General features: G+C 38.1%; 18 protein-coding genes and 1 rRNA gene. 1 reads left to right on the top strand and 18 read right to left on the bottom strand.

Annotation, left to right across the window (positions count from 1 at the left end):
• The 14 genes from ACH6EI_RS27035 to ACH6EI_RS26970 form a co-directional block, all read right to left on the bottom strand.
• Window positions 1-219, bottom strand: a 16S ribosomal RNA gene (locus tag ACH6EI_RS27035); the annotation flags it as partial.
• A 374-nt stretch (window positions 220-593) separates the two neighbouring features.
• Window positions 594-1,607, bottom strand: a complete 1,014-nt coding sequence (locus tag ACH6EI_RS27030) for a C40 family peptidase (protein ID WP_028412667.1) — start codon at window positions 1,605-1,607, stop codon at window positions 594-596.
• Window positions 1,608-1,639: 32 nt separating this feature from the next.
• Window positions 1,640-2,713 (bottom strand): dipeptide epimerase, encoded by a 1,074-nt coding sequence (locus ACH6EI_RS27025; protein ID WP_028412668.1) that lies wholly within the window; start codon window positions 2,711-2,713, stop codon window positions 1,640-1,642.
• Between the two features lie 59 nt (window positions 2,714-2,772).
• A complete protein-coding gene (locus tag ACH6EI_RS27020) occupies window positions 2,773-3,939 on the bottom strand; it encodes a DUF819 family protein (protein ID WP_028412669.1) in 1,167 nt (388 codons plus the stop codon).
• Between the two features lie 93 nt (window positions 3,940-4,032).
• Window positions 4,033-4,356, bottom strand: a complete 324-nt coding sequence (locus ACH6EI_RS27015) for a DUF3870 domain-containing protein (RefSeq protein ID WP_028412670.1) — start codon at window positions 4,354-4,356, stop codon at window positions 4,033-4,035.
• A gap of 223 nt (window positions 4,357-4,579) precedes the next feature.
• The gene (locus ACH6EI_RS27010; RefSeq protein WP_028412671.1) at window positions 4,580-5,317 is read right to left on the bottom strand and encodes a glycerophosphodiester phosphodiesterase; all 738 of its coding nucleotides are present in this window, start codon (window positions 5,315-5,317) and stop codon (window positions 4,580-4,582) included.
• A gap of 86 nt (window positions 5,318-5,403) precedes the next feature.
• Window positions 5,404-6,744 (bottom strand): ABC transporter substrate-binding protein, encoded by a 1,341-nt coding sequence (locus ACH6EI_RS27005; RefSeq protein WP_028412672.1) that lies wholly within the window; start codon window positions 6,742-6,744, stop codon window positions 5,404-5,406.
• Between the two features lie 13 nt (window positions 6,745-6,757).
• On the bottom strand, window positions 6,758-7,570 hold the full coding sequence (locus tag ACH6EI_RS27000; RefSeq protein WP_028412673.1) for a carbohydrate ABC transporter permease: 813 nt from the start codon (window positions 7,568-7,570) through the stop codon (window positions 6,758-6,760).
• Entirely contained in the window at window positions 7,567-8,502 is a 936-nt protein-coding gene (locus tag ACH6EI_RS26995) for a carbohydrate ABC transporter permease (RefSeq protein ID WP_028412674.1), read from the bottom strand. The genes ACH6EI_RS27000 and ACH6EI_RS26995 overlap by 4 nt, the downstream gene beginning before the upstream one ends.
• Window positions 8,499-9,614, bottom strand: coding sequence for an ABC transporter ATP-binding protein (locus ACH6EI_RS26990; protein ID WP_028412675.1), 1,116 nt, complete (start codon window positions 9,612-9,614; stop codon window positions 8,499-8,501). The genes ACH6EI_RS26995 and ACH6EI_RS26990 overlap by 4 nt, the downstream gene beginning before the upstream one ends.
• 20 nt (window positions 9,615-9,634) lie before the next feature.
• Entirely contained in the window at window positions 9,635-10,213 is a 579-nt protein-coding gene (locus ACH6EI_RS26985) for a glycerol-3-phosphate responsive antiterminator (protein WP_028412676.1), read from the bottom strand.
• Between the two features lie 244 nt (window positions 10,214-10,457).
• The gene (gene bioB, locus ACH6EI_RS26980; protein ID WP_034264346.1) at window positions 10,458-11,453 is read right to left on the bottom strand and encodes a biotin synthase BioB; all 996 of its coding nucleotides are present in this window, start codon (window positions 11,451-11,453) and stop codon (window positions 10,458-10,460) included.
• 412 nt (window positions 11,454-11,865) lie between these two features.
• Window positions 11,866-14,091: an alpha-galactosidase gene (locus ACH6EI_RS26975; RefSeq protein ID WP_099330598.1), complete on the bottom strand. Its 2,226-nt coding sequence runs from the start codon at window positions 14,089-14,091 to the stop codon at window positions 11,866-11,868.
• A 19-nt stretch (window positions 14,092-14,110) separates the two neighbouring features.
• Window positions 14,111-14,656: a hypothetical protein gene (locus tag ACH6EI_RS26970; RefSeq protein WP_223546639.1), complete on the bottom strand. Its 546-nt coding sequence runs from the start codon at window positions 14,654-14,656 to the stop codon at window positions 14,111-14,113.
• 321 nt (window positions 14,657-14,977) lie between these two features.
• Here ACH6EI_RS26970 and ACH6EI_RS26965 point away from each other — a divergent pair, with 321 nt between their 5' ends.
• Window positions 14,978-16,291, top strand: coding sequence for an APC family permease (locus tag ACH6EI_RS26965; RefSeq protein ID WP_028412680.1), 1,314 nt, complete (start codon window positions 14,978-14,980; stop codon window positions 16,289-16,291).
• 334 nt (window positions 16,292-16,625) lie between these two features.
• Here ACH6EI_RS26965 and ACH6EI_RS26960 read toward each other — a convergent pair whose 3' ends face one another.
• The 4 genes from ACH6EI_RS26960 to ACH6EI_RS26945 form a co-directional block, all read right to left on the bottom strand.
• Window positions 16,626-17,417: an EcsC family protein gene (locus tag ACH6EI_RS26960; protein WP_028412681.1), complete on the bottom strand. Its 792-nt coding sequence runs from the start codon at window positions 17,415-17,417 to the stop codon at window positions 16,626-16,628.
• A gap of 24 nt (window positions 17,418-17,441) precedes the next feature.
• Complete coding sequence (locus ACH6EI_RS26955) at window positions 17,442-18,047, bottom strand: DedA family protein (RefSeq protein ID WP_013055189.1); 606 nt, start codon at window positions 18,045-18,047, stop codon at window positions 17,442-17,444.
• 159 nt (window positions 18,048-18,206) lie between these two features.
• Entirely contained in the window at window positions 18,207-19,238 is a 1,032-nt protein-coding gene (ytvI, locus tag ACH6EI_RS26950; protein WP_013055188.1) for a sporulation integral membrane protein YtvI, read from the bottom strand.
• A 213-nt stretch (window positions 19,239-19,451) separates the two neighbouring features.
• Window positions 19,452-20,711 carry a glutamate/proton symporter GltT gene (locus ACH6EI_RS26945; protein WP_028412682.1) on the bottom strand — a complete coding sequence of 420 codons (1,260 nt, stop codon included), beginning with the start codon at window positions 20,709-20,711 and terminating at the stop codon, window positions 19,452-19,454.
• Between the last annotated feature and the right edge of the window lie 28 nt (window positions 20,712-20,739).

The following is a 20,739-nucleotide window of genomic DNA, read 5'->3' as shown; positions in this document are numbered from 1 at the left end:
AAACCATCTTTCAATCATCTCCCATGAAGGAGAAGATCCTATCCGGTATTAGCTTCGGTTTCCCGAAGTTATCCCAGTCTTACAGGCAGGTTGCCCACGTGTTACTCACCCGTCCGCCGCTAACGTCATAGAAGCAAGCTTCTAATCAGTTCGCTCGACTTGCATGTATTAGGCACGCCGCCAGCGTTCATCCTGAGCCAGGATCAAACTCTCCGAAGAAATGTTTGACTTGCTCAATTAAAAAATAAAAATTAACGTTGACGTTTGTCGCTTTGTTCAGTTTTCAAAGTTCAACCGCCGCTCTTAAGCGACTTTATTATCTTATCAAGTTACCGACGTAATGTCAACAACTTTTTAAAATTCTTTTTTTTAGCTTCATTGTTACTGTTATGTCTCAACGACGCTTTATAATAATATAATGCCCTGCACATAAAGTCAATATGTTTCGAGAAGAAAAACGTTTTTTTCTTACTTTACTTCTTCCCCTACTGAGAAGTAGTTAAACATAAATAATCTAAATTTTCTAATTTTTATTTATACCTATATTAAAAAAGAAGCCCTTCACAAAAAGAGCTTCTTTCTTATCTTACTAATTAAGGTAAATAACGACGTGCACCTGCATACTCTTCAATATACCCCTTCGTGTTTAAAGGAATAATCTCTACTGTCCGCTCGGAGTTCGGCGAATGAATCATCATACCATCTCCCGCATACATTGCTACATGGTGGACGCTTCCTTTTCCTTGGTTATAGGCAAAGAATAATAAGTCTCCGGGTTGAAGATTGTTCATCTCTACTGGTTTCCCTGCTCTAGACTGTGGGCCTGAGTCACGTGGAATTGTAATACCATGGGACTGGTACATCGTAAACGTAAATCCAGAGCAGTCAAATCCAAAACCACTCATGCCAGCCCATAAATATGGAAGGTTTAAAAATGCCTTTCCGCTTTCAACAAGCTCCGTGCCAGTTGGTACAGGAATATCTTTTTGAGAAGCGTAGATTTTTCCTGCTTTTGCAGAAACCCATGCTGTCTTTCCATTTGGTTTTAATACTTTATATGCACTCTTTGATTTTACCAAAAGAGGTAAGCGCGTATTATAGCTAACTTCAATACCTTTCTTTTTCAAAGAAGGCGAATGATATAAATAAGTAGTCGGAGCCGTCACCATTATAAAAGGCTTCTTTGCATACTGTTCGTACCTTTTGCTATAGGTTAATTGTTTAGTAGGCATCCACCCGGGATATCCTAATTCATTTCGAGAAGTAGGCTGTCCGTCTACAGCTACTTTGACCCAATCTCCTTGTCTCTCTAAAACCGTTACTTTGTTTCCATATAACGCTTGTGTCTCAAGCATCCCGTCACTAGATAACTGCTGCTTCTGTTTCAAATTCATCGATGTGGTCCACTTCTTCATATCTACAGGATTAGTAGCTGACGGAGCGTCCACTTCACGCAAGATGTTTGGTGCTGTCCAAAGAGTAGCTGCTGCGACATCTATATAAGCAGTTTCTTTTTCTTCAGAAGCATGAACAGAAGGAACTGCACTGACTCCAAATGTAGCTAAAATAACTGTTGTTACCGTCAAAAGCCAACGTTTTATATTCATCGTCTCTCTCCTTCTACTATATTACTATCTTTTTATTTTGAGATAGGAACGGTGATTTCTCCTATTCCAGGAAGATCTGATAAGAAAACCTCTTGACCGCTGTACTTTAACACATCCAGTTCAGTTGAAAGCCAAAGAGGAGCATCTAAGTCAAAATACGTGATATTTGGATGAGCGGCTGCCAGATGAGCAGCTGCTCCCACGGAAAGTGATGGTTCCATCATGCTTCCAATCATACACGCAACACCGTTCGCCTCAGCAATACTCGCGATTTTTCTTGCTTCATTAATGCCTCCGCACTTCATTAGCTTAATATTTAAAAGATCCACGTACCGCCCGCTTACAAGCCTTAATGCATCTTTGGCAGAAAATAGACTCTCATCTGCCATAATGGGTATGTTTACTCGTTCAGTCACAAACTTTAACCCTTCCCAATCATGAGCAACGACAGGCTGTTCTACCAGTTCAATACCGAAATTGAGAGCTTCCATTTCATTAATTAATTGCACTGCTTGTTTTGGAGTCCATCCTTGATTTGCATCCAACCGAAGTTTTACATGATCCGGAATGACAGATCGAATATGTTTAATACGCTCAAGGTCTAGCTCAGGAATTGAACCTACCTTCACTTTTAAAATGTCAAATCCGTCCGCTGCACTTTTTTGTGCGTCTTCAGCCATTTTTTCAGGTGTATCAACACTTATCGTCATACACGTAGAGATAGGCTGCTTATCGCCCAAGAAAGCATATAAAGGAATGTTGAGAAACTTTGTATAAGCATCATGCAAAGCGATATCAGCAGCCGCTTTAGCACTTGAATTGTGAATACAGCAGCTTTGAATTTTTTTTAAGAGTTTTTGAAACTGACGTATATCCTCCCCTATTAGCGCTAGTTTAATAGGTCCTTGAAGTGCAGCTTGAATGCCTTCTAAAGAATCGCCTGTAATAACATATGTTGGCGAAGCCGCTCCTTTTCCTTTTATTCCGTTTTCTAACTGAATCTCTACACTTATGCTGTCTATCTCTGTTGCTGTTCGAAGCGCTGTTTTAAACGGAACGAGCAGTGGAACGGTTTGATGCTTTACAGTTATGTCTTTAATTATCATTTCAATCGCTTCCTTTCGATTCAGCACACATGTTCTTTTATACCTATTTTGGTTTATTCTTAGATCGCCCCTAAAATTTTGGCGATCATCATACCAAAATAAGTACCTAAGAAGGAACCCATCAGAGCCATAATGACTCCTACCGGAATCAGTGCACGGTTATAAGCAGCTGCAAGCATTGGAGCAGACGCCATTCCGCCAATATTAGCTAAACTGGCTACCCCGAGCGTAAATAAATCATATTTAAATAGTTTAGCTAGCAACAGCATGATCACTAAGTGGACGAACATAATGAGAAAACCAGATACTAAGTAAATAGGAGCCTGAACTAAATTTGAAAAATCTGATTGAGAAGCAATTAACGCTACAACGATGTATAACATAACGTTTGATACATCGAGCGTACCTGGAATTTTTGCCGCTGGAGTTACAGCAAGCACTAAACCAACGACAGAAGCAATCATAATCGTCCAGCTCGTTGCATTAATAACGGCTCCCACTTCAGGCAAACGCCCTCCGATAAATGTAGACAATGCCGAAACGAACAAACCTAGCCCAAGCAAATAAAGAAGATGCTGAAACTGAGGACCTTCTTTTTCGCTTTCAGATGTTGCTGCGACTTCATCTATACTATTCTCAATAAAGCTGACGTCTGCTTTTGTCCATTTATTAAATTTAGATGCAAATGGTACAAGCCAAAACATAAACATAACCCATACGGCATAGTTAATCGTATCCATCATAAGAGCGTAGCCAAATATATTTTCTGGAACATCCAAAATCCCTTGAAGGGCAACCATGTTAGCTGACCCACCGGTCCAACTTCCTGATAAAGCACCAAAAGCTTTCCACGTATCCTCTACATAGAAATTCTTAAAGATGGCATAGACGAGGAAAAAGCCTATCATTATACTAAAAACCGCAACGATGAATCCTCCCAGCATTCTTGGACCAAGTTTAATTACACTTCGAACATCACACTTTAACAGCATAAGCATCAGCATAGCAGGAAGAAGTGCATTTTTAACGCCTGCATACATGGCGGCATTTGACTCGCTATCCCCAAATAATCCTGCCGTTTGCATAAGAGCCGCTCCTATATAAATAAGTACAATACCTGGAATAAACTTAAAAAATCCATTGGCTTTAAATCGTTTTTCAATCCCTACCATGAGCGCAGCAAAGGCAGTTAACACACTCACATACATAAATCCATCTTGAATCATTTATTCTTCCCCCTTCATCTCCCCGAAAATGTTTTTATGCAAAACAAAATCCAGCCCAACGTTTGAAAACGTCAGGCTGGATTTCGTCTAGGTCTATGTAGACAAAGCAGCTGTTATTTGCTGATATTTTTTCTGTGCATCATGAAACGCTACCACCAGCGCTTTTTGGGAAGACCCGAAGTAGCGGCTGTTAATGTCGTCTATAAGGGTGGGATCACTTATATGACGTCCAATAAAAATTGATTGAACAAATCGAACGGTTAACTCAATCGTCGCTGAGCATTCCACATCAATAATTTTTCCATTTGTTTTATCAACTACCAATCCTAGAAAATACTGATTGAACTTTTTAGTAATCGGATTGCTTTGAGGAGCTTTGGCATCTCCAATAATATAGATAGTATCTTGATCATACATGATTTTTTATTCCTCCTAAAAGAGATAACAGACGATGCTAGGGACCGGCAAATGAACGTTTGCGGAGCTACGCAACATGTATTCGCTTTCATAAGGAACATTATAATCTACTCTCAATATATCATCTATAAAACAATTTCACAATATAAATTTTATACTATTCAGAATAAAATAATATTTACTCTATAAAAAAGGCCGTACGAATACATACGGCCTTTCTTCGTCATCCTTTGAACATTGTAGAGGAAAAACGGTTAGGGTAATCTGTCATCACTACTTTTACTGAAGCCTGCTGGAGCTTCAAAAAGTCATTCAGTTCATTAATTGTATATACTCGTAAGTCTAATCCTTCTTGCTTTGCTTTTTTCCCGTACGAAGAAAGAGCAAACGACATATCACAGTGCAGGTGCGCACCTATCGATTTTGCTTTTCCAATCGCATCTTCACTCACCCCTTCAAATAAAAATCCTGTTGGGATATATGAATGGAGAGATCTCACTTTAGCCAAGCTATCATAGTTAAAAGATGACAAAATAACTTGATCTTCTAAATCAAACTCATCGATTAGACGAAGAACTTTTTCCTCAAGTTTTGGATAGTAAATTTGGTCATTTTTTAATTCAATGTTCACGGTCATTTCTGTCTTTTTGTCCATCATCCACTCAAACACTTCTATTAACGTGGGAATTGATTGTTTAGAAAAACGAGAATCATACCAGCTTCCAGCATCGAATAACCGCAGCTGTTTATATGAAAATTCTTGAACATATCCCATTCCATTCGTCGTTCTGTCAATTCGTTCATCGTGAATCACTACTATTTCTCCGTCTTTGGTTAGTTGTACATCCAATTCAATACCTGAAACTCGCATTTTTCTAGCTTCTTCAAATGCAATCATTGTATTTTCAGGATATCGTCCGCTAAAGCCGCGATGCGCATAAAGATCAATTGAATTATTCATTGTCCTCTATCTCCCCTAACTAGTCATTCACTAAATAAAAAGCTCGTCCTCAAAATAACTTGAAAGACGAGCTTCGTAATCATACGTTATTTTTGATTGGCTACTTCTAATGCTCTATTCGTTTCTTTTGCTGCTTGATCAAGTGCTTGTTTCGGCTTTACTCCCTGGTACAGGCTCTCCATTCCTGTTACTACCTTTTGGCGTGATTCCGGAAATACCGAAATTAAAGCGCCTTGTGTTGCCGGAGTTGATTTAGTTTTATGAAGCTGATCAACCGTCACTTTTAGTTGAGGATATTTTTTCCATTCTTTCTTTACGATTTCTTGATCATATGCTTTAGGATTAACCGCAAAATAGCCACTTTCCACGTGCCATTTTGCCTGAACTTCTGGTGTTGCTAAATATTTCATGAAGTCCCACGCCGCTTTAGATGTTTCATCACTAATTCCTTTAGACATCCATAAAGATGCTCCCCCGATAGCTACTCCTTGGCGATCCTCTTCTTTTGGCACAGGAAGATCTGATACACCCACATCAAATGGAGCATTGTCTACTAATGTTTTAATACCTGCTGATGAATCTAAAAACATTGCAATTTTTTTAGATTGAAATGCTGCGCGCATATCGTCCCAGTTTTGCCCTACATTGTAGAAAGTACCTTCTTTGTACATGTCATTGATTAAATTAAATGCGTTTTGTCCTTCTTTTCCATTAAATACTGCCTTCTCGGCATCCCCTTTACGACCGTTTTCGTGATCTACATACAAACCGCCTTGAGAAGCAACTAGCTCTTCAAAGAACCATCCGTAATTTAGAATTGAAAAACCGTATTGTGATGTTTTATTTCCTTGTTTCTCTGTTAGTTTCTTTGCAGCTGCCTTTAATTCATCATACGTTTTTGGTGGATTTTCAGGATCTAACCCTGCTTTTTTAAAGGCATCTTTGTTGTAAACTAACACAGGTGTTGAAGAGTTAAACGGCATTGAATATTGCTTTCCATCTACTTGGTAATAGCTTGAAATATTTTTCTCCCACTGTGAAGTATCGTAGTGGTCTTCATCAATGAATTTTTGAACAGGCTGAACCTTACCACTGTCTATCATGAATTTCGTTCCTACTTCGAACGTTTGCATGATAGCCGGTGCATCTTTAGTTCCTGCTACCGTATTAAATTTTGTTTGTGCTTCCTCATACGTTCCTTGGAAAACGGGCTTTACTTCAACTTTATCCTGAGATTTATTGTACTCATCGACTATTTTATTGAGTGATTTTTCAAGGTCACCGCTCATGGCGTGCCAAAAAACGACTTCTGTTTTACCTGATGCTGTTTTTTTAGTTTCTTGCGCTTCCGAAGAACCAGTTGAGTTTGAGCAAGCGCCTAGAATGACTAGCAAGCATGCCGTTACGATAGCCAATATCTTTTTCATCACATTCACTCTCCTATTTAATTGCACCTTGTGTTAATCCTTTTTGAAGACGTTTTTGACCTAGGAATAATAGTAATAATGTCGGTATAATAACAACTACGACAGCGGCCATAACCACTCCCCAATCAGTTGAAATCTCCTGCGTTTGCATTTGTTTTAAACCAATCTGAACGGTACGAACATCTTCTGTATTTGTAACTAACAGTGGCCATAAATACATATTCCATGTTGTTAAAAAGCTATATACGCCAAGCGTAACTAGACTTGTTTTAGAAACAGGAAGCACAACATTCCAAAAGAAACGAAAGCGGCTGATCCCTGCGACTTGAGAAGCTTCATACAGCTCGCCCGGAATGGTTTTAAACTGTTGACGCAATAAAAATGTTCCAAATGCTAAGGCGAAAAAAGGAATTGTTAATCCCAAATAGTTATTAATCCAGCCTAGCTTTTGTGCTGTTAAAAAGTTAGGAACCATCGTTGCTTCCCATGGAATCATCATCGTAGAAATAAAGAGAAAGAAAATAGCATCTCTTCCTTTAAATTTAATAAATACAAATGCAAAAGCAGCCAAACTTGAAACTAACAGCTGCCCAGCCATGACAAAAATAGATACAGCAAAACTATTAATTAAATAATGAAGCAGCGGAACTTTTTCAAAAGCATCCCGATAGTTTTCAAATGAAAAAGATGATGGCCAAATCTTCCCTTCCAACACTTCCGCTCCACTCATAAAACTAATGGAAAAAGCGTATAGAATAGGAAACATCAATACTAAAGTAGCTGCAATGAGTAACAAATAAGTTGTCCATTTTCTCGTGATGCTCATTGATAATGTACCTTCCTTTCTCCAAGCTTAAATTGAAGAGCCGTAACCAGTAGAATACAGAAAAACAAAATTGTAGCTTGAGCACTTGCAGAGCCAACATTATAGTTTACAAATGCATCTTTGTAGATTGAATAAACAATGACATTTGTGGAATCTGTAGGCCCGCCTTTTGTTAAAATGTCAATTTGTCCAAACGTTTGAAACGCGTTAATAAACGAAACGGTGATAATAAAAAACAGCGTTGGCGAAAGCATAGGAAGCGTAATTTTACGGAGCTGATACCAATAGCTAACTCCAGCAATACGCGCGTTTTCATACAGCTTTTCATCAATATTTTGTAACCCGCCAAGTAAAATTAAAAAGGTAAACCCAATGTTCATCCAAATCGTAGAGATGGACACAGCAATCAGCGCATACTTAGGATCTAATAACCACTGCACATCATGAATGCCTACAAGATTTAATACTTTATTAATAACACCGATTGTCGGGTTATACATAAACATCCAAATTACAGAAGAAGCCGCTACGCTCATTCCCATCGTAGATGAAAACATTGTTCTGAAAAAACCAATTCCTTTTAGCTTTTCATTTGCGATTAGCGCTAGGAATAATGCAATAATTAAGCCAATAGGCACCGTGTATAGTACAAATAAAAAAGTGGCTTTCATACTTTGTAAAAAGTTTGGATCTGTAAATAGATAAAAGAAATTTTGTAATCCTACAAATTTCAAGGGATTTCCCTGTGTGTCTGTAATAAAAAGACTTAAATATAAGGTCTTAATCATTGGGTAGAAAAGAAATACACCAAATAACAATAATGATGGCAGCAAGTAAGATAATCCTACCAATAGGTTAGGCATTGACTTCTTTTCTTGTGGATTTGATGAAACAGAAACAGGCGAGTTTGCTGTTTTGGTAACAGCACTCATACAAATGCCCCCTTTACAGTTAAATCTTCCGTTGATGGTTCATAGTGCAAGCATGAACCTGTATCACTATCAAATAAAAACAGGTGTTTTGGATCGATAAAAATAGGGACGCGCTCTCCCACTTTTATATTCCATTGACCGTTCCACTTAGCCATCCACTGTTTGTCTCCCATTTGAAATGTAAGCAGTGTTTCCGTTCCTAGAATTTCGACATTATCTACCTCTACGATAAAGCTGGTGTTGTCGTTTGTCGCAAGCTGAACGTGCTCAGGTCTTACTCCAACCACAACTTCCTTTTTACCGCTAAGGTTGTTGTATGATGCACTCATAGAAATAGCTCTTCTATCTTCAAAAACGAGTAAGTTATTTTCTATAGAAACGTTTGATAAGTTCATAGGGGGAGAACCTATAAACGACGCTACGAACGTGTTTGCCGGTGCATTGTAAATATCGAGCGGACGCCCAACCTGCTGAATATTACCTCCATTTAAAATCATCATTCGATCCGCCATCGTCATCGCTTCCGTTTGATCATGCGTGACATAAATCATCGTAATACCTAACTTACGCTGAATCTGGCGAATTTCTGATCTCATCTTTGCTCGCAGCTTCGCATCCAAGTTGGATAACGGCTCATCCATCAGGCAAATAGGTGAATGAGTAACTATAGCACGTGCGAGTGCTACACGCTGACGCTGTCCTCCCGAAAGCTGTCTAGGCTTTCGTTTTAAATATTCACTTAAACCAAGCATTTCTGCTGCTTCCCTGCAGCGCTTGTGCTGTTCTTGCTTTGAAATCTTCTTTGTATGCAGACCAAAAAGAATATTTTGTTCTACTGTCAAATGCGGATATAAAGCATAGTTTTGAAACACCATGGACAAATCGCGCTGACTTGGAAGCAGTTTATTTGCTTTTACATCCCCGATTAGCAACTCTCCCTGTGTGACTTCTTCTAATCCGGCAATCATTCGCAGCATTGTACTTTTCCCGCACCCTGAAGGACCTACTAATACGAAGAATTCTCCAGGTTCAATTGTGACATTAATATCTTGAATGACATTTGTTTTTTGATCGTATGACTTTCCAACGTTAACTAACTCTACTTTTTTCATTAAAAACGCTCCTTTCTCGCTCATTCATATTTTTTCCATAGCCATGATTTTCCTGTAGAAACTGCCGTAGCCCCTGCTTTTAAAGCAGCTTGGATATGGCTTTCATTTTGAATGAGTCCACCTGTAATAATAGGGATACTTGTTTTTTTAACGATTTTCTCTATCATCTCCGGAATCAATCCTGGCATTAGTTCTAATGCATCCGGTTTAATATCTTGAACGGTTTTTAACCCCTGTGCTACTGCGTCTGTATCCACTAAAAACAGCCGCTGAATAGCAACCAGCCCTTCCTGTTTTGCGTAATTAATGAGTGAACTTTTAGTGGTTACGATACCTGTGGGCTTTACAAACTTAGCGAGAAATTTAAGCCCTTCCCGGTCATAGCTAATTCCCGGAATTTTTTCAATGTGTAAGAAAACCGTTCGATTATGCTGTTTGAGTAAATCTACATAGCGTTTAATTACACTGATGTTTCCCGTTAATAAAAAGGCGGCCTGGATCTCTGTTTCTAAAAATTGCTCTAAATTTTTCGGACTTTTAATGGATGCAATTAAACGATCTTGTCCAAGCTGTTGTAAGAAATCTGCTTCCTTATTCAAAACGATTCCTTCCTTTCATTTATAAAAAAACCACAAAAAACGCATAGGATGTTTATATAGACCTATTGTTTTTTGTGGTTTCTCAATTTCATAACCTTAGTAACTATTCACTTATCGTTCACATGTTTTATAATAATGGTTATTTGTGAAGGCAATATAAAGAAGCTGTTGAGTTTTGTAAAGTAAACGTATAGTTCCTGTAAATCTGCTGAAGATAAAAAAAGCCGTTGATTTCTCAACGGCTTCACAGTGCACATTCTTCGATTTCAAATCCTAAATCTTCAATTAATCCCCAGTCAGCTGTAGGTTCTTGACCTTGAGTCGTTAAATAATCGCCTACAAAAATTGAGTTTGCAGCAAACAAACCAAGCGGCTGAAGTGATCTGAGGTTAACTTCTCTGCCTCCTGAAATTCGAATTTCTTTGGTTGGATTTACAAAACGCATCATCGCTAACAGCTTTAAGCATTGCATTGGCTTTAACGCCTTTTTGTCTTCTAGAGGCGTTCCTGGAACGGCAACAAGAAAATTGCATGGAATAGAATCTGCATCTAACTTTTTAATTTGAAAAGCTAATTCAACGGCTTGTTCATTTGTCTCGCCCATTCCAAAAATTGCACCGGAACAAGGTGACAAACCTGCTTTTTTAGATGTAGTAACCGTATCGACTCGATCTTCATAGCCATGCGTAGAACAAATATTGTCATAGTTATCAGCGTGAGTATTTAAATTATGATTATAGCGATGAACACCCGCCTCGACTAGTTCGTGTGCTTGATCATCTGTTAAAAATCCTAGACAGGCACAGATTTTCAAGTCTGTCTTTTGACGAATTTCCTTTACCGCTCCAACTACGTGCGCTACTTCTTTATCAGTAGGGCGGCGGCCTGACGCTACGATGCAATATGTACCTGCTTTTCTTTTTTGAGCTTCAAAAGCACCTTCTACAATTTTCTCTTTTGTTAACCACGCATACTTATCAATCGGCGCTTCTGATACAATCGACTGCGAACAATATCCACAGTCTTCTGGGCATAAACCCGATTTAGTATTAATAATCATATTAAGCTTTACTTTTTTTCCATAATGATGATGACGAATTAAGTACGCGGCATTCATGACCTCTAACACTTCTTCATCCGGTACATAAAGAAGTTGAAGCGCTTCTTTATATGTAATTTCTTTCCCTTTAATAATAGACTGAGCAAGTGCTTTCCAATCTCTTAAACTTGTGGTTTCCATCGATTCCCCTCCACTTTAGTAAACTAAAAAAATATAAAGTTAACAATTATAACTAAAAGTTACCATTATCACGCCTTTTATGTCAACACTTCATAAATAATAGTTAACTTAAAGAGGCTGGGACAAAAGTAGTTGAGCCCAAGTAAAAAACGAACCATTCATCAACCTGTTTGATGAGTGGTTCGTTTTTTTTTGATGATGCATATCGTTTTATTTGTTTCGTTCCTTCTAGCAGTTGATTGGAGGGCAAGGCGAAGACTCCTGCGGGAAAAGCGGAACAGGTGAGACCCCGCAGGAGCGAAAGCGAAGCCTTGCACGGAAATCAATTGCGGTGTCATAAGCAGTCCAGCTCATGTATCTCATTTGTTCATCTTTCGATTGGATTTATTTCGTTATGTCCCAGCCTCTTTGCTTATTGCGCTTGCAGTGTGTAAATAACCGATACAAAGTCTCCAGATTTTTTATCGTATGCTTCAACACCCGGATATTCATGAGTTAGAGCAATTCCTGCGTACATGAGCTCATCTCCATAAGCTGTTTGGTCTGTTTCCATCACTGTATATTCATAATCAGGATGAAGCCCTTTTAGCTCAATGCGTTCATAAGAAGGATTTGATCTAGCTAATACTTGATAATAACCGATGATTGCCTGCTTTTGATCGGATGAAACAACCATCCAGCTCGTCACATTTCCATCTTGTTCAAACGGACTTTTTAATCGATAGAATCTTCCATTTTGAATAAGAGATCGGTATTTTTTATAATACTGAATTTGTTTTTTTACCGTTTCTTTTTCATCTTCTGTCATCAGCGTAACATCTAACTCATAACCGAATGCGCCAAAATACGCAACGTCTCCTCTTGTTTCTAGACTTGTTACTCTGCGTACTTGATGATTTGGTACGGCTGATACGTGTGCTCCCATTGAACTGATTGGATAAGCAAAAGAAGTGCCGTACTGAATTTTTAGACGTTCAATCGCGTCCGTGTTATCGCTCGTCCAAGCTTGAGGAGCATAATAAAGCATTCCCGGATCAAATCTAGCGCCCCCGCTTGCACACGATTCAAATAAAATATCCGGAAACTTCTTTGTTAGTCGCTCATACAAATCATATACTCCTAAAATGTAGCGATGTACTACTTCAAACTGGCGATTCGCGGGTAGCCCAACAGATCCAATCTCCGTTATATTTCGGTTCATATCCCATTTTATATACGAGATAGGTGCTTCACTTAAAATAGCTTCCATTCGTTCATAAATATAATTCACTACTTCTTCTCGTGAAAAATCAAGCACATATTGATTTCGTCCATGAGACTGATGACGATTTGGCACATGAATCAACCAATCTGGATGCTTTTCATACAAGTTGCTTTGCTTTGAAATCATTTCAGGTTCAAACCATAATCCAAAGTCCATACCTAAATCCGTTACTTTTTGAGCCAATGATTTCATACCGCCCGGAAGCTTTTTTTCATCTACAAACCAGTCTCCAAGAGAAGTTGTATCATCATTACGTTTACCAAACCAGCCGTCATCCAATACAAAAAGTTCAACGCCCAGCTTTTGTGCTTCTTTGGCAATGTGTACAATTTTCTCTTCGTTAAAATCAAAATACGTCGCTTCCCAGTTATTAATTAAAACTGGTCGCTCTAAATCCCGCCATTTTCCTCTAGCGAGACGCTTGCGATAAAGCTCATGATACTCTTGGCTAAGACCGTTTAGCCCGTTATTTGAATAAGCCAATACTAGTTCTGGTGATTGAAAAGTTTGTCCACTTTCTAGTCGCCACTGAAAATCAAAAGGATGAATACCCATCGTTATTCTTGATACATTATAGTGATCTACTTCCACTTGTCCAAGAAAGTTTCCGCTGTATACAAGACTAAAACCGTACGCTTCTCCACTGTGTTCAGTTGCAGCTGGATTCTTTAAAATTAAAAATGGGTTTTGCTGACTGCTGCTTGTACCTCTCGCACTAGAAATACTTTGAATACCCGGCTGAAGCATTCTTGTTTTCACGTGTCTCTCTCGAATCCAAGCACCGGAAAGCTGAACCATTTCATAGTTTGATGTGGGCAAATCAATGCTGCCGCTCATGATACGCAAAATATCGACTGGTTCTTCTCCTCTATGTTCAAATCGTGCGTGACGCGTAATAATATTTCGGTCTTCGTAAACGGTATACGTTAAAATAAGTGATGCATTGAGCAATTTATCAATCAGTTCAACTTCTACACTCGTGGCTTCACTCTCTTCTTCTACGTATGTAGCAGGTAAGCCGTTTAATGACTTCTTGCCCTTGTAAATTTTATGGTTATCGTATTCAAAATTGGTGACTCGGCTTCCGTTTTGCTGAAGAAGTTGGTAGGCTGGCTCTCTGAAGTCTGTTGTCCCATAAGAAGGATACTCTTGTTTGATTGTTTCAAGAGAAAATGCTAGTTCTCCTTCATAGACCGAAGCGCTAGCTCCTCTTGTTTCCACACGTAAAAAATGCTGAAAAGACGGACGGTGCTTAAGCTTTTTTCCATAGTATAAGTGACCAAGCTGCTCGTTTCTCAACACTGAAAAGATATAACTTACATCGCGGCCCTGCAGGTGAAACTCCTTTGTACGTTCATTAAATAAGATCCCCACTTTATCTCTCTCCTCACCATCAAATATCTAACGAGACATTTCCTTTTTCATCTATTGCCGTTGCATGCTCAACAGCAGATGCTAGATTAATCTCTTTTCTTTCATACCATTTCGCTAAATCTTTGAATAACTCTTCTGTTTCAATCATTCTTGTATCTACTCGCAGTTCAGTTTCGTAGCTATGAAGAGACCAAGTGCTTTCACTAAATAAGTTCATCTCCACATCTAGACACATTTCCTTCCAATTGGGGGCACACCGAATAGGGTGAAGTATGTCTGAACATGCAATAGTGTAGCGGTTAGAGCCATTTTTATTCATAAAACAATGAACAGAAGAGGTACTCACATCTCCCTGACTAGTTTGTATAGATTTATATAGCTGGATATCTAACAACGGAACGCTCCATTTTAACGCCATTTTTGGAAGACTTCTTTTTTTAATCGACTTGACCGTTAATTTAATAAAATAAACACCATCTTTTTTTGTTTCATCCAATACAACATGCACACCTGGTCCCTTGTTTATCTCCAAGTTTATATAGGGTGTAGCAATCACTTCCTTCATCTCCTTTATCATCATTATAAGTTTATACACCCGCAAAAATGTAACCGCATTCAAAAGTTTGTTTTCGTATTTATTACAAGTAGATCATACTAATCGAAAGCTTTTTTACTTTCTTTCATTTTATGTAAAATGCTTTCTAGACTCAATGGTAAAAATCAAAGTGAAAAAAAGCATTTTTTTGCTTTATCTAGTAATTAACTAAACGCTCTTTATCTCTTAGCGCGCAATTTTCTCTTCTTTTTCAAAAAAAGATGACAAATCTAACAATATAGTATAATAATAAATATTGCAGAATGATTATACACAGAAAGGATGACAAATATGAATCATGGACCTTCTCTTCTTAAACAACTAAAATTATGGCATATCGTCGTGATAGGATTAGGCTACATGGCACCCATGGCCGTTTTCGATACATTTGGCATTGTAACTGAATCCACAGATGGACATGTTTCAGGTGCTTATGCATTCACGTTGATTGCTATTTTATTCACAGCCATTAGTTATGGAAAAATGGTAAAAGCTTTTCCCGGAGCTGGTTCTTCTTATACATACGCACAGCAAGTAATGAATCCAAGCATTGGTTTTTTGGTAGGATGGACGGCTCTTCTTGATTATCTATTTCTACCGATGATTAATGCACTTTTGACAAATATTTACCTAAGCTCTCTGTTTCCAGGTGTTCCAAAAGCCGTATGGATTATCAGCTTTGTGGTCATCATGACCATAATGAATATTTTTAGCGTTCATTTAACCGTTTCTTTTGGTACGCTATTAGTTGCTTTTCAAATTTTAGTAGCTATCATCTTTATTATTTTAAGTGCTACAACTCAAGGGCAAGAGCTATCATTTAAACCGTTTATAAGTGAATCGGCTTCTATATCTCTTTTATTAAACGGAGCAGCTATTTTATGCTTTTCTTTTTTAGGGTTTGATGCTGTAACCACCATGGCTGAAGAAACACTTAAGCCTGAGAAAACCATTCCCAAAGGGATTCTCATTATTGCATGTACGGGAGGCGCCTTATTTATTACGGTTTCTTACTTTGCTCAGCTTCTTTTCCCTTCAGCCTCTTTGTTTCATGATTTAGAAGGTGCATCGGCTGAAATCGCTTATAAAATTGGCGGCCAGCTGTTTCAATCTATTTTTGTAGCAGCAGCCTTAACATCAACTATTGCTTCTGGACTTGTCTCACATATGAGTGCATCAAGACTTCTCTACGCAATTGGGAAAGATGGTTATCTGCCGCGGAGAATTTTTGGCTATATTCACCCTAAAACAAAGACGCCTGTTTGGAACGTAGTCATTATTGGTGGTCTCTCTTTAATTTCACTAAGTCTGTCTCTTGAAAAAGCTACCTCTTTAATTAATTTTGGTGCTTTAATTGCGTTCAGTTCAGTTAACATAGCGGTTTTTATCCATTATTTTATTCAACAAAACAAACGATCTCTCAGTGGATATATTTCATATGTACTTATGCCTTTACTCGGCAGTTTATTTTTATTTTTTATGTGGCTTAACTTAGAAAAAACATCCTTATTTATCGGTATTGTATGGAGTATAATTGGCATTATTTATTTACTGATTGCCAGACGAAAAAATACTATTACCATTCCTACTTTTCATTTTGATTAAGGAAATAGGCTTAACACACCTCGACATATTTCCCCAGAAATAATGTCGAAAAAAAGTAATTGAGACATAAACAAATCAATCCCATCTACACACGAACAAAAAGGTAAACGATCTAATATAAATCGCTCGTTACACCGCTTTTGATTTCCGTGCAAGGCTTTGCTTTCCGCGGGAGTCTTCGCCTTGCCCTCCAATCAACACCTAGAGGCAACTAAATACATGAAAGCTACATTTACTATATCAATAAAAAAATCCGAACGTATTTGATTCTCAACTAAGAATCAAACTCGTTCGGATTTTTCTTCAACTAAAATACTTTCATACCAGCCTATTTTTATTTTTTAGATTGTGAGACTTTTTCTAAAATGCGTCTTTTACGGTAAAGCATCATTCCAACTTCTCCTATATCGCTAATCGCTTGTTTGTTAATATACGCCCCAAACACCATCCCTGCTATAGGAATCATTTGAAATAGCTTTTTCCATCCCAAGTTGTCTCTATAGGTTAGAAACACTTCTCTCCAACCTTGGAGCTGCTGCAAGCTCTGCGTTCGATTGCCGCTTGCTAATTCTTCTAAAATCGCACGCTTTCCTACAATATCAGAGGATGAAAACTGCATGCATTTGACCATAAAAATGCGTTCCTCTTGCTCAGTGGGATCGTAACCATAAGAAACAGCCACTTCTTGCAGTGTCTTAAGCGTAAGTCCCAATACAAAAGGAATATCAATCGCCAGTGTAAAAATTCCACCTACTCCGGTTGTAGCTCCTTGCAGCTGCGCATTCTTTTTTCGAACTTCAATAAAATACTCCGCCAACTCATCCATTTCCTGCAGAGATAAATGCTGAACATCCTCTATTGACAGCTGCTTATTTTCTTGTAATTGGGCTGATGCTTTCTCTAGCGTGGCAGACGTATTAGCTAAATACTGGCCTCCATTATCAACATACTTAGCAATTTCATCTAATAATTTTTCTATTTTTTGATGAATGAACTTTGGCGTTACTTTATCTAAAGCTGAAAAAGGCAAGCGAGCCAGCCGCTCCCAGAAAAAAAGTCCTTTTTGGTCTTTCTCCCACTTTTCAATTTTTCGTAATTCTATTCTCAATTGTTCATGCTCTGACATATCCTCACTCTTTTCCTCGATTTATCAGCTCTGTCCTACTTGTTTATTCCGCACATATTTAATGATAAAAAACAACGCAATTAAAACAACAATTCCGATTCCAATAGGCTGCATGTATTGAGATACAATCGGACCCACCTCTTTCCACTTAGGTCCTAACTTATATCCTAAATATACGTAAATAGCCGTTACTGGAAGCATCGCAACAAATGTGTAAATAGAAAACAGCCATACATTCATTTTTGCCATCCCGCATGGAAAAGAGATAGCCGTACGCACTCCTGGAATAAACCGTCCAAAAAAAGCGACCCCGCTGCCGTACTTATTAAAAAAGCGATCGGCAGCGTCAATTTCTTTTTCTTTCACCAAAAAATATTTTCCATATTTTAAAACTAGCGGTCGTCCACCGTAACGTCCCAGTGCATAAAGAGTCAACGGTCCACACACACCGCCTACTGTACCTGCAAGGATAGCCAGATACAAGTTCATATCACCTTGGTACACCCAATACCCTACTAAAGGTAAAACAAGCTCTGCGGGGACAAACTCAAACGTTAATGCTAAAATTACGCCAAAATAAGAGAGCTGTTTTAGCGCTTCAATTAAAGAAAGTAAAACCGACTCTAACAAAAATTCTCCTCCTCATGTCATTAAATCTAAGACTGCAAAACTATAATTTAGCCGATTGATAGATAAAAACCAACGCGACATAGTTTTTTCCTTTCCCTCTTTACGTATGACGTACTACAAAAGTTTCAATAAAAAAAGCGCTAGTTTTATCCAGCGCTTTTATAGTTTAAAGTTAATTTGAATAATACCTACTTTACGAAGAGCATCGTATAAAATAACTAAAGCCGGTCCTAAAAACAACCCGACAAAACCTAAAAGTTTAAATCCAATGTACAAACTAACTAATGCAGCCAAAGGTGAAATACCCATATTTGTAGAAAATACTTTTGGTTCTACTACACGTCTTACTACCGTAATGACTCCAAATAGAATAAATAAGCCGATTGCTAATGAGTCATGTCCTTGCGTAAGAGCAAAAATCCCCCATGGAACGAGCACCGAGCCTGTCCCAAGGATTGGTAAGATATCGACAATTACAATTAATAAACTAAGCAGCGCGGTATACGGAACATCTAATAGCCAAAGCCCTACATAAGCCATTACAAACGTCATGACACTTAAAATAATTTGTGCCTTAATAAAACCAACCCCCGCTTGGATAAGCTGAGTGATGACAACTTGTAGCTTATATTTCGTTTCTTCTGTTAAAAATGACTTAATTTTATTTTTAATAGCAGGCAGCTCAAGGCTGATAAATACAAGCGCTACTAAATAAATAAGAAACTCTAGTAGAAACCCAGGAACAGTAGCAGCAAAGCTAATGATGATTTCCACGGTACTTTTTAATAGAGAATCTAATGAATTTACGGTTTTTTCAAGCGTGCGCTCGATAGAAGAAATCACTTCTGTAGGAAGAGCGTTTGAATAGTATTTCCACTTGATAATAGTTGGATAAATCGCGGTTTCATAGATTTCTTTTACAAATGAAGGCGCTATCTTTGAAAGAGCAACCACTTGCGTAACGATTGTCCGAACAATAAAAAATCCAATAAGTATGAGCGAAACAACATATAAAATGAAGGTCATAAGCACTGCGTAGACTCTCTTCATTTTAAAAGATTGATGCAATTTTTGAACAATACCCTCAAGCGCTAATGCTGTTAATAAAGCAAACACAATCGGTAAACTGTAAGGGATTAACAAACATACGATTACTATCGAGGCGATGACCCATATTCGCTTTTTCCACATACTCTACTATCCCCCAACTAGCTAAGCTATCTCTATATTTACTGATAAAGAAAGGAACCAGTGACTGCTTTTATGTAAGAATAAAATTTGGATATATTTATACCTGATGTTACATATTATAGGGTCAATTTCCATAATAATAAAGGAATTATTATGAAAAAAGCTACTTATTCTAATTTTTTGAATAGAATAAGTAGCTTTTTAATTTATAAATTAGCCGGCTCTCATGACCTCTGTACCTTTTTTAGGGTCAAATTTGCCTTCAGATTTAGACATTACAATTGCTGCTAGTGTGTTTCCTACTAAGTTAACAACCGTACGTGCCATATCCATGATTCTGTCTACTCCCGCAATGAAGGCTAATCCTTCTGCCGGAACGCCGATTGTTCCAAGAGTAGCCAGTAATACAACAAATGATGTTCCTGGCACCGCAGCCATTCCTTTAGATGTAACCATCAATACCAGAATGAGCGTCAGCTGTTGAACGATCGTTAAATCAATACCATACACCTGCGCTAAGAATAACGCTGCAATCGCTTGATAGAGAACAGAACCATCTAGGTTAAATGTATAACCAATTGGTACAACGAACGATACGATAGCTTTTGGACAGCCCATCTTTTCAAGTTTTTCCATAATTCGCGGAAGAACTGTCTCAGAACTAGATGTACTGTATGCTAACAACAGTTCATCTTTCATATAGCGGAATAAGTGGAAAATGTTAATTCCTGCCCATTTCGCAATTCCTCCTAATACAACAAGTAGGAAGAAAATTAACGCTAAGTAAACTAAGATAACAAGCTTTCCTAATGAAAGGAGTGACTCTAAACCGAATTTCGAAACTGTTACACCAATTAAAGCAAATACTCCAATCGGAGCCACTTTCATTACTAGGTTTACCACGTGAAACATTGCGTGAGAAACGCCGTCAAAGAATTGAACAACAGGCTTTCCTCTTTCTCCAATTGCCGCTACTCCAAGTGCGAACAATACTGTAAAGAAGATAATTGCTAGCATGTCTCCTTCAACAATTGACTGGAAAAAGTTTGTCGGAACAATGTGTAAGAACGTTTCAGCCACTGACTTTCCTTCTTGCTGTTCGGATGTTTCAACGTATTGTGAAATATCACTCTTCTGTGCTGAATGAATGTCTACACCTTGTCCAGGATGAAAAATATTAGCAATCAATACACCGATTACAATTGCGAAAGTTGTAATAATTTCAAAATAGAGAATGGTTTTAACGCCCAGCTTTCCGACCTGTTTACCGCTACCTGCTCCTGCAACTCCAACGACTAAACTTGAGATAACAATTGGAATAACAATCATCTTAATCAATCTTAAGAACAAGTCTCCCAGCGGCTGCAGGTATGTTACTACACGCGGATCGTTAAACCAAATTACTCCTACAAGAACACCGAGGATTAAACCGGTAAAAATCTGCGTAGCCAAACCAAAACGAATTTTTTTCATAGATGTACCTCCCCAAAGATGTATGACA

Source organism: Priestia sp. JSM ZJ58, assembly GCF_044383985.1.
In the GTDB taxonomy this organism is placed as follows: domain Bacteria; phylum Bacillota; class Bacilli; order Bacillales; family Bacillaceae_H; genus Priestia; species Priestia zanthoxyli.
This window is presented reverse-complemented; position numbering and strand designations above follow the sequence as displayed.